Source organism: Kitasatospora sp. NPDC058965 (genome assembly GCF_042741245.1).
Classification (GTDB): Bacteria; Actinomycetota; Actinomycetes; order Streptomycetales; family Streptomycetaceae; genus Kitasatospora.
In genome coordinates, this window is record NZ_JBHYKG010000333.1 from 1 (window position 1) to 8877 (window position 8877).

General features: G+C 76.6%; 9 protein-coding genes. 1 reads left to right on the forward strand and 8 read right to left on the reverse strand.

Annotated features, from left to right (window positions below; translation table 11 throughout):
* From ACFW1A_RS34470 to ACFW1A_RS34480, 3 genes are all read right to left on the reverse strand, one after another.
* A partial coding sequence (locus ACFW1A_RS34470) for a GAF domain-containing protein (protein WP_380416182.1) occupies positions 1 to 848 on the reverse strand: 848 nt, incomplete at its 3' end.
* Positions 849 to 1008: 160 nt separating this feature from the next.
* Positions 1009 to 1437 (reverse strand): hypothetical protein, encoded by a 429-nt coding sequence (locus tag ACFW1A_RS34475; protein WP_380416184.1) that lies wholly within the window; start codon positions 1435 to 1437, stop codon positions 1009 to 1011.
* A gap of 27 nt (positions 1438 to 1464) precedes the next feature.
* The gene (locus tag ACFW1A_RS34480; protein ID WP_380416200.1) at positions 1465 to 2109 is read right to left on the reverse strand and encodes a CBS domain-containing protein; all 645 of its coding nucleotides are present in this window, start codon (positions 2107 to 2109) and stop codon (positions 1465 to 1467) included.
* Positions 2110 to 2383: 274 nt separating this feature from the next.
* Between ACFW1A_RS34480 and ACFW1A_RS34485 the strand changes: the two genes are divergently transcribed.
* Positions 2384 to 2827: a hypothetical protein gene (locus ACFW1A_RS34485; RefSeq protein WP_380416186.1), complete on the forward strand. Its 444-nt coding sequence runs from the start codon at positions 2384 to 2386 to the stop codon at positions 2825 to 2827.
* A 106-nt stretch (positions 2828 to 2933) separates the two neighbouring features.
* Here the strand turns inward: ACFW1A_RS34485 and ACFW1A_RS34490 are convergent, their stop codons facing one another.
* The 5 genes from ACFW1A_RS34490 to ACFW1A_RS34510 all read right to left on the reverse strand — a co-directional run.
* Positions 2934 to 5651, reverse strand: a complete 2718-nt coding sequence (locus tag ACFW1A_RS34490) for a GNAT family N-acetyltransferase (protein ID WP_380416188.1) — start codon at positions 5649 to 5651, stop codon at positions 2934 to 2936.
* A gap of 145 nt (positions 5652 to 5796) precedes the next feature.
* A complete protein-coding gene (locus ACFW1A_RS34495; protein ID WP_380416190.1) occupies positions 5797 to 6219 on the reverse strand; it encodes a hypothetical protein in 423 nt (140 codons plus the stop codon).
* A 193-nt stretch (positions 6220 to 6412) separates the two neighbouring features.
* Complete coding sequence (locus ACFW1A_RS34500) at positions 6413 to 7066, reverse strand: 4'-phosphopantetheinyl transferase (protein ID WP_380416192.1); 654 nt, start codon at positions 7064 to 7066, stop codon at positions 6413 to 6415.
* Entirely contained in the window at positions 7063 to 7890 is an 828-nt protein-coding gene (locus ACFW1A_RS34505) for a metallophosphoesterase family protein (protein WP_380416195.1), read from the reverse strand. The genes ACFW1A_RS34500 and ACFW1A_RS34505 overlap by 4 nt, the downstream gene beginning before the upstream one ends.
* On the reverse strand, positions 7887 to 8877 hold a 991-nt coding region (locus ACFW1A_RS34510), incomplete at its 5' end, for an ATP-binding cassette domain-containing protein (RefSeq protein WP_380416197.1). The genes ACFW1A_RS34510 and ACFW1A_RS34505, both read right to left, overlap by 4 nt.

An 8877-nucleotide genomic window follows, 5' to 3' on the forward strand; every position in this document is an offset into this window, starting at 1 on the left:
GCGGTGAAGGCCGCACCCGACAGGGTGCCCTCCAGCGGCAGCCGCATCCCGGCCCGGTCGGCGGCCGGGCCGCCCACCGAGAGCTCGATCCGCAGCTCGCCGTCCCGGTGCTCGCAGATGTCGGCCAGCGCAGCCCCGCTGATCTCCAGCGCACGCCGGGCGATCAGCTCCAGCACCTGCCCGCGCGGGCTGCCGGAGAGCAGGGTCCGGGTGATCTCGGCGTTGGCGGTCAGCCAGCGCTGCTGGCGCTGCGCGGCCTCGTAGAGCCGCGCGTTGTCGATCGCGACGCCGGCGGCCACCGCCAGGGTCGCGATCACCGACTCGTCGTCGGCGTCGAACTCCTCCCCGCCGCGCTTCTCGGTCAGGTAGAGGTTGCCGAACACCTCGTCGCGCACCCGGACCGGCACCCCCAGGAAGCTGCGCATCACCGGGTGGTGGGCCGGGCAGCCGTAGGAGGACGGGTGCTCGGAGATCTCCCGCAGCCGCAGCGCCTCGGGGTGGTGGATCAGCTCGCCGAGCAGACCCTTGCCGGTCGGGTACGGCCCGATCCGGCCGATCTGCTCCTCGCTCACCCCCACCGTCAGGAACTGGGACAGCGTCCGGCCGTCCGGGCCGATCACCCCGAGCGCCGCGTACTGCGCGTCCACCAGGACCGCCGCGGCCTCGACGATCCGCCGCAGCACCTGGGTCAGGTCCAGCTCGCGCCCCACCGACAGCACCGCCTCCAGCAGGCTGTGCACCCGGTCCCGGGTGCCGCGCGCCGCGTCGATCCGGGCCTGCAGCTCCTCCAACAACTCGTCCAGCCGGAGCTGCGGGATCCGCGAACGTGCTGCCTGTTCCCCGCCCAAGGGTGCCTCCTGCGACCGCTGACCTGTGCCGCGATTCTCGCAGAAGCAACCCGCCGGCCGACACACGGCAGCCGGACAACCCCACGACGACGGGGGCACCGGGTCTCCCCGGCGCCCCCGACGTCCGCCTCGGTGCACGCCCCCCGCAGGTGAGCGCCCGTCACCCCGTGACGAGCTCCACCACCACCTCGGGCACCCGGCCCGCCACGCAGTGGTCGGCGCAGAAGTGGGCCACCGCCAGCAGGCCGGCCATCCGTTCCTGCGGCAGGCCGGGCGCGGTGAGGCGCAGCCGCACCACGGCCGGCCCGGCCGACCGGGTCCGGTCGGCCCGGAACTCGGCGGTGACCCGCAGTCCGGTCCGGTCGATCCGGTGGTGGTCGAGGTGGCGCCGGGCCGCGTCGGCGACCCCGGCGGCCATGGTGGCGACCAGCAGGTCGTCGGCGCCGGCTCCGGGCTCGCCGGCCGGCTCGCCCACGACCAGCCGGCGGGTACCGGTCCCGTCCGCGGTCGGTTCGACCGTGACCGGGTAGACGTCGCCCCCGACCAGGACCGCGGTGGTCCCGCCCACCGGCGCGATGGCGGTGCTCATGACTCGTCCTCCTGCTCGTCGGTCTGCTCAGCCCGCCGCGCGCGCGGCGAGCTCGGTGTCGTCCTCGGCCCACTCCAGCCGGGGCAGCACGGCGACCACGCCGTCCACCTCGCCGCAGAGCCGCTCGGCCAGCGCGGCCGTGCTGCGCAGCGGCACCCGGCCGACCAGGGTCACCACGCCGTCGCGCACCTCGGCCCGCACCGCGCCCCGGGGCACCAGGGCGGTGTGCTCCAGCACCTCGCGGCCGACCTCCTCGCGGATCGCGACGTCCGGCCGCAGGAAGACCAGCAGCAGGTCGCGCCGGCCCAGCACTCCGACCAGCCGGCCGCTCCCGTCCACCACCGGCAGCCGCTTGACCCCGGCCCGCTCCATCGTGCGGGCCGCCTCCGGGATGCTCCAGTCGCCGCGCGCGGTGACCACCGGCGTGCTCATCAGCCCGCCCGCGGTGAGCGCCGCGGCGCGTCCGTCGCCCTCGGCGGGCTGGCCCGGGGTGGGCCCGTGCGGGTCGGGTCGCACCGCCACCCGGTGGACCAGGTCGGCCTCGGAGACCAGGCCCACGGGCCGGCCCTGCTCGTCCACCACGGGGACGGAGTTGATCTCGTTCTCCAGCATCAGCCGGACCAGCTCCTTGAACGGGGTGCCGGGCCGGACCGACACCACCTGACGTGTCATCACGTCTTCAACGGTGCGGTGCCACATGACTGTTCGCTCCCCTCACGATGATGTCCCCACTCTGCGCCGCCGGACCGCTCCCCCGCTTGGGCCGTTCGACCCGGGCGCCGGGACGGTCGGTCCGGCCGGGGCGGCCGGGGCCCCGAGGGCGACGGACGCGCGCGCTCTGCCGTCCGCTCTGCCGCCGGTGCCGTGACGATCACTCAGCTGGGTACCATTCCCCCACCCGGGAGCGGGCCGACGCCCAGTCCCGCGATCCCCTGGAGGGTGCACCGTGTCGCAACCGCAGACCCCGGCTCCGACGGACATCGGCCTCCGGGTGCCGAAGCTGACCACCGCCCAGGCCGCCGTGGCCGCCTGGGTCCTGGGCATCGCCTTCGCCGGCCTGATGGCCGTGCTCGGCTGGATCGCCTGGCGGGTCCAGAGCCCCGACCTGTCGACGTTCACGAAGAACCTGTCGGTCGTGGCGGCGGCGTTCTTCGGTGCCGTGATCAACCCTCGGACGGACGGCACCGCCCCGGGCGCGCCGAAGAAGGGGCTCGTCGCGGGTTGGGCCTGGGTCGCCCTGACGGTGGTGGGGCTGCTCGGCTCCGCGGCGGCCGCGCTCGCCGTGTGCTGGCACGGCAGCCACCCGAACAGCGTGCCGGCCCTGACCGCGGCCGCGGCCGCGTTCGCCGGCCTGTTCGTCGACACCACGGGTCTGACGCACTCGGACTGACGCACTCGGACTGACGCCGTCGGACTGACGCCGTCGGGCCGGGCCGGCGGACCGTGGGCGGGAGTGCCGTCGGCCTGCCGACCGGGTGCGGCAGCGCCGGCCCGGCTCACTCCCCCGTGACCGGTCGGCGCAGGCGGCGCAGGTAGGGGTCGAAGGCGGGCCGCGGCTCCAGCCGGATCCTGGCGTCGACGGCGACCAGTCCGCCGGGGGCGCAGATCAGCGGGTTGAGGTCGACCTCGGCGAGCTGCGGCAGGTCGGTGGCGAGTCGGGACAGGCCGGCCAGGACCCGGTGCAGCGCCGCCAGGTCCACCGGCGGTGTGCCGGGGCGGCCGAGCAGCAGCGGGGCGCCGCGCAACTCACCGATCATGGTGCTCAGGTCACGGACCGTCAGCGGCGCCAGCCGGGCGCTGCGGTCGTCGAGCACATCGGTCGCGGTGCCGCCCAGGCCGCAGACCACCAGCGGGCCGAAGACCCGGTCCTGCACCACTCCGGCCAGCAGCTCCAGCCCGGGGGCGGCCATCGGCTGCACCACCGCGCCGACCATCCGGGCACCGAAGGCGGTCTCGAACTCCCGGTACGCGGCGCACACCTCGGCCTCGGAACGCAGACCGGTGCGGACTGCCCCGGCCGCGCTCTTGTGCACCTGCTCCGGCCAGTAGGCCTTCAGGGCGAGCCGGCCCTCGTGCCCGAGCCGGGCCAGGGTCCGGGCGGCCAGGGCGGCGTCCTGCTCGCTGCGGGCCCAGATCGCGCTGGTCAGCGGCAGGTCGTAGCACGCGAGCAGGTCGGCCGTGTCGGCCGGGTCCAGCCAGCCGCCGTCCGGATGGGCGGCCAGGTAGGCCGCCGCCAGGTGCTGGGCGGCCACCGGGTCGGCCGTGTCGGCGACGGCCGGCGCGGCCACCGGTTCGGCGAGCCACCTGGCCCGGTCGCGGGCGTGCGCCAGGGCCCGGGCCGCGGCCACCGGGTCCGCGAAGGCGGGGAGTTGGCCGCCGTCGGCGCACGGCAGGTAGCGGACCGGCACGTCCTGGTCGGCCAGCACGGCCACCACCGGGATCCGGCGCACCGCCGGACCGGCCAGCAGCGTCTGCACCGGGTCCGGGCCGAGCGCGGTCGGGACCAGCGCCACCAGCAGCGCGTCGACCTGCCGATTGTCCACCAACTGTGCTATGGCAGCGGCGAGTTCGTCACCGGCGACGGCTGCCGTGGTGTCCACCGGATTGGCGGCCGCCGCACCGTCCGGCAGCACCGCGGTCAGGGCGTCGACGGCCCCCGGTGCCAGGGTCGGCAGGGCCAGTCCCGCCTCGGCGCAGGCGTCCGCGGTGAGCACGCCGATCCCGCCGGCGTTGGAGAGCACGGCCACGGCGCCCCGCCCGGCGGGCAGTGGCTGGGCGCGCAGCAGTGCGGCGGTCTCGACCAGTTCGGCGATGCTCCGGGTCGCGGTGATCCCGGCCTGGCGGAACAGTGCCTCCCGGGTGACCGTCGGCGTCGCGGCGGCGGCCGTGTGCGAGGCCGCACCGCGGCGTCCCGCCGCGGACCGCCCGGCGTCCACGGTCAGCACCGGCATCCTGCGGCTGACCCGGCGGGCGGTGCGGGAGAAGGCGCGCGGACTGCCGAAGGACTCCAGGTGGAGCAGGGCCAGGTCGGTCCGCCGGTCCTGCTCCCACCACTGCAGCAGGTCGTTGCCGCTGACGTCGTACTTGTCGCCGAGCGAGACGAAACTGGAGACGCCGATCTCCAGGTCGGCGAGGCGCTCCAGCAGGGCGATCCCCACGCCGCCGGACTGCACGGCGACTCCGGCCGTGCCGGGCAGCAGCGGGGCCCCGCCGAACTCGGCGTCCAGCCGCACGGCCGGGTCGGTCTGGGCCAGGCCCATGCTGTTGGGCCCCAGGAGCCGCATGCTGGACCGGCGGCACGCGTGCAGCAGCCGGTCGGCCTGCTCGGCGTCCAGTCCCGACCCGAGCACGACCAGCGCCCGGACACCGAGCGACCCGCACTCCTCGGCCACGGTGGGCACCGCGGCGGCCGGGACGGCGAGCACCGCCAGCTCCGGGACCTCGGGCAGCATGGTCACCGACGGGTGGCAGGGCTCGTCCGCGACCCGGTCGGCGGACGGGTTCACCGCCCACAGCGGACCGGTGAAGCCGCCCTGGCGGATCTTGCGCAGCACCGTCTGGCCGACCGAGCCGGGTCGCCGGGAGGCGCCGACCACCGCGATCGAGCGGGGCTTCAGCAGGGTGGCTAGGCTGGCGACGTCCGCGGTCCGCCCGCGTTCGTCCACCGCGGCGCGGTACGCCTCGGCGTCCACGTCCAGCGGCACCGTGACCCGGACCTCCCCCTGCTCGTAGCTGCGCTGCACCGGCAGGCCGAGGTCGGTGAACAGCCGGTGCACCTGACGGTTCCCGGCCAGCGTGTCGGCCTCGAACGCGGTGACGCCCTGCCGGCGGGCGGCGGCCACCAGGTGCTCCAACAGCAGCGTGCCGACGCCGTGGTGCTGCCAGGCGTCGGCGACCGCGAGTGCCAGCTCGGCGTGGTCGGGCCGGTCGTCGAGCCGCTCGCAGTCGGCCTCGCCGATCAGCTCGCCCCCCACCCAGGCCCCGAGCGCGAGCAGGCCGTCGCGCGGCCCGGCGCACAGCCGGTCCGCGGTCAGCCACGGGGCGCGCCGGCTGTGCCCGAAGAACCGCAGGCGGCGGCTCTCCTCGCTCATCCGGTCCGCGTGCAGGGCGAGCACCGCGCGGTGGTCGGCGGCCCCCAGCGGGCGGATCACGGCGGTCGTGCCGTCGGCGAGCAGGGCGGCCACGGCCTGCGACGGCTGGTGCGCGATGGTCATCGGGACTCCTCGGTCGGCGGGTCTCCCTTCCACGCTCCCGCGGCCGACCGCGGGCTGCCAGGGCCCGGCCGGCCCGGCCGGGGGGCCGACCGGCCCTGCCCGCCCGCGTGGGCGGGTGCGGGCGGGGCCGGTCGACCTCCTCGGGCTAGGCCCGGCCGGCCACCGCGCCGGCCGCGGTCCGGCGCAGGGCCAGCGCGGCGAGCAGCACCAGGCCCAGCTCGACGGCCAGGCTCACCAGCCCCAGCGGCTCGGTCCAGTTGCCCTTGTCGTCGCTGTAGTCGGGCAGGCCCGGGCCGCGGGAGAGCACGAAGCCCACCAGCGGGCCCACCCCGACCCCGACCGCCAGCAGCCAGGCGGGCCGCTCGGGCACCATGCGGGCCCCGGTCAGCAGTAACGCGGCCGCCACCACTCCGGCGACCTCCAGCAGGTAGTACCCGATCCCCACGTAGTGGGGCGTCTTGTCCCCCGGGAACCCGCCCTGGTCCTGGACGTGGATCCAGGAGACCGCGAGGCAGAGCAGCGCGGCGGGCACGGCGGTTCGGGCACGGGCAGCATCGAGCACGGGCATGGCGCCTCCAAGGGCACGGTGGGGGAACGACCGCGCGACTGCCCGCCGCGCGAGGAGGAGACCAGCCTGCCCGCCCTGCCCTTGACGGGCCATGGCCAAGTGCCTCTGAAAACCCTCTGAATCCGCCTGCCGCACCGTCAAATGCGCCACTCCGGCACGGCGGCCCCCTCCGAACGGAAGCCCGGCCGTCCCGTCACCCCCGCCCCACCGCCTCCGCCGTGGCCGTCAGCAGCAGGCCCTCGGCCACCAGCCAGCGGCCCGCGAAGCCGTGCAGCGGGGTGCCGTCGGCCAGCAGCCGCAGGCGGGCCCGCCAGGTCCCGTCGGGGGACAGCGTGACGTCGGCCTCCTCGAATTCCAGCGGGCGGCCGGTCAGGGGGTACCAGGCCTTGAAGACCGCCTCCTTGGCGCTGAACAGCGCGCGGTCCCAGTGGATGCCGGGGTGCAACTGCCGCAGGGCGCCGTGCCGGGCCCGCTCCTGCGGCAGGGAGACGGCGGACCAGACGCCCGGGGGCAGCGGGCGGTGCGGTTCGGCGTCGATGCCCAGGACCGGGAGGTCGCTGCGGCGGGCCACCACGGCGGCGCGGTAGCCGGGGCAATGGGTGAGGCTGCCCACGACGCCGGCCGGCCAGCGCGGTTCGCCCCGCGGACCGGCCAGCACCGGGCCCGGAGGCAGTCCGAGCCGGCCGAGCGCGCGGCGGGCGCAGTCCCGCCCGGTGCGGAACTCGCGCCGCCGCACCGGCACCATGGTGGCGGCCAACTCCTGCTCCGCCGGGTGCAGATCGGCGGACCCCACGTCCCCGAAGGACTCCGCCCAGGCCACCGAGCCGGGCAGGATCGAGCCGATCACGGCGCACCCGCCGGGAGGATCCGGCGCAGGCCGCCGAAGCCGCGCCGCTGCCATTCGCGCGGGTAGCCGAGCGAGACCTCCTCGAACCGGACCCCGTCCAGCACCATGGTGCGCGGGATGTGCAGGTGGCCGTGGACCACCACCGCGGCGCGGTGGCGCAGGTGCCAGTCGGCGGTCCGCTCGGTGCCGCACCAGAGCGCGAACTCGGGGTGGTACAGCACCGCGAGGGGGTCGCGGCGCAGCGGGTAGTGGTTCACCAGGACGGTGGGCACCGCCGGGTCGAGGGCGGCCAGCCGGCGTTCGGTCTCGGCGAGCCGGGCCCGGCACCAGCTCTCCCGGTCGGGGTACGGGTCCGGGTGGAGCAGCAGCTCGTCGGTGCAGACCACCCCGGCTGCCTCGGCGGCGGCCAGGGCCTGGGCCTTCGAGCTGCCGGGCGGGCGGAAGCTGTAGTCGTACAGCAGGAAGAGCGGCGCGACGACCACCGGGCCGCCCGGCCCGGTCCACACCGGGTACGGGTCCTCCGGGGTCGACACGCCGAGCTCACGGCAGAGTTCGACCAGGGCCCGGTAGCGGTGCGCACCCCGCAGCGGCACCGGATCGTCCGGCGGGGTCCACAGCTCGTGGTTGCCGGGGGCCCACACCACCCTGGCGAACCGGTCGCGCAGTGTGCGCAGCGCCCACGCCACCTCGTCGAACCGCTCCGACACGTCCCCGGCCACGATCAGCCAGTCGTCCGGCGAGTCCGGTCGCAGCGTCTCCAGGACCTCCCGGTTCTCCGGGTAGCCCAGGTGCAGGTCGCTGACGGCGTACAGGGTCCCGGTCACGTCGCGGCCGCCAGCAGGTGCCGGGTGTAGGCGGCGCGCGGCGCGCCGAACACGGCGGCCACGTCGCCGGTCTCGACCAGCCGGCCGCCCTGCATCACGGCGACCCGGTCGGCCAGGTGCTGCACCACGCCGAGGTCGTGCGAGATGAAGAGCATCGCCAGGCCGAGCTCCCGCCGCAGGTCGGCGAGCAGGTCGAGGATCTGGGCCTGGACCGAGACGTCGAGTGCGGAGACCGGCTCGTCGCAGACCAGCAGCTGCGGGGCCGGGGCGAGGGCCCGGGCGATCGCCACCCGTTGGCGCTGCCCGCCGGAGAGCTCGCCGGGCCGGCGGCCCAGCAGACCGGCGGACAGGCCGACCTGGTCGAGCAGTTCGGCGGTCCGGCGGCGGCGCACCGGGCCGCGCGGGACGCCGGCCCGGGCCACTGCCTCGCCGATCACCCGGGCCACGGTGAACCGCGGGTCGAACGAGCCGAGCGGGTCCTGCTGGACCGCCTGGATGCGCAACCGGTCGGCCCGGCGGCGCCGTTCGGGCACGGCGCTCCACGGCCGGCCGGCCAGCAGCACGCTGCCGGAGTCGGGGCGTTCCAGGCCGAGCACGATCCGGGCGGCGGTGGTCTTCCCGGAGCCGGACTCACCGACCAGTCCCAGCACCTCGCCGGTGCGGACGGTGAACGAGACCTCGTGCAGCACCGCGCGGCCCTGGTAGCTCTTGCCCAGCCCGGCGGCTTCGAGCAGCGCGGGCCCGGACGCGGCGGGCTCCTGCGGTGCCCGGTCGGCCACCGACGGCGCGGCGACCGGTGCCGGGACCGGCTCGGCGCGCCCGGCCGCCACCGGGTGCCAGCACCGCGTCCCGACCGGCACGACCGGCGGCAGCGCGCTGCGGCAGGTGGCGTCCGCGTCGGCGCAGCGGGCGGCGTACGGGCAGCCGTCGGCCCCCGCCGGCTCCCCCGGCACGCCCGCGACCGCGAGGCGCCGGCCGCGGGTGCCC

Excerpts from the sequence above, each read along its gene's own strand:
- ACFW1A_RS34475 (WP_380416184.1), bottom strand. The coding sequence starts at position 1,437 with ATGAGCACCGCCATCGCGCCGGTGGGCGGGACCACCGCGGTCCTGGTC.
- ACFW1A_RS34480 (WP_380416200.1), bottom strand. The coding sequence starts at position 2,109 with ATGACACGTCAGGTGGTGTCGGTCCGGCCCGGCACCCCGTTCAAGGAG.
- ACFW1A_RS34490 (WP_380416188.1), bottom strand. The coding sequence starts at position 5,651 with ATGACCATCGCGCACCAGCCGTCGCAGGCCGTGGCCGCCCTGCTCGCC.
- ACFW1A_RS34495 (WP_380416190.1), bottom strand. The coding sequence starts at position 6,219 with ATGCCCGTGCTCGATGCTGCCCGTGCCCGAACCGCCGTGCCCGCCGCG.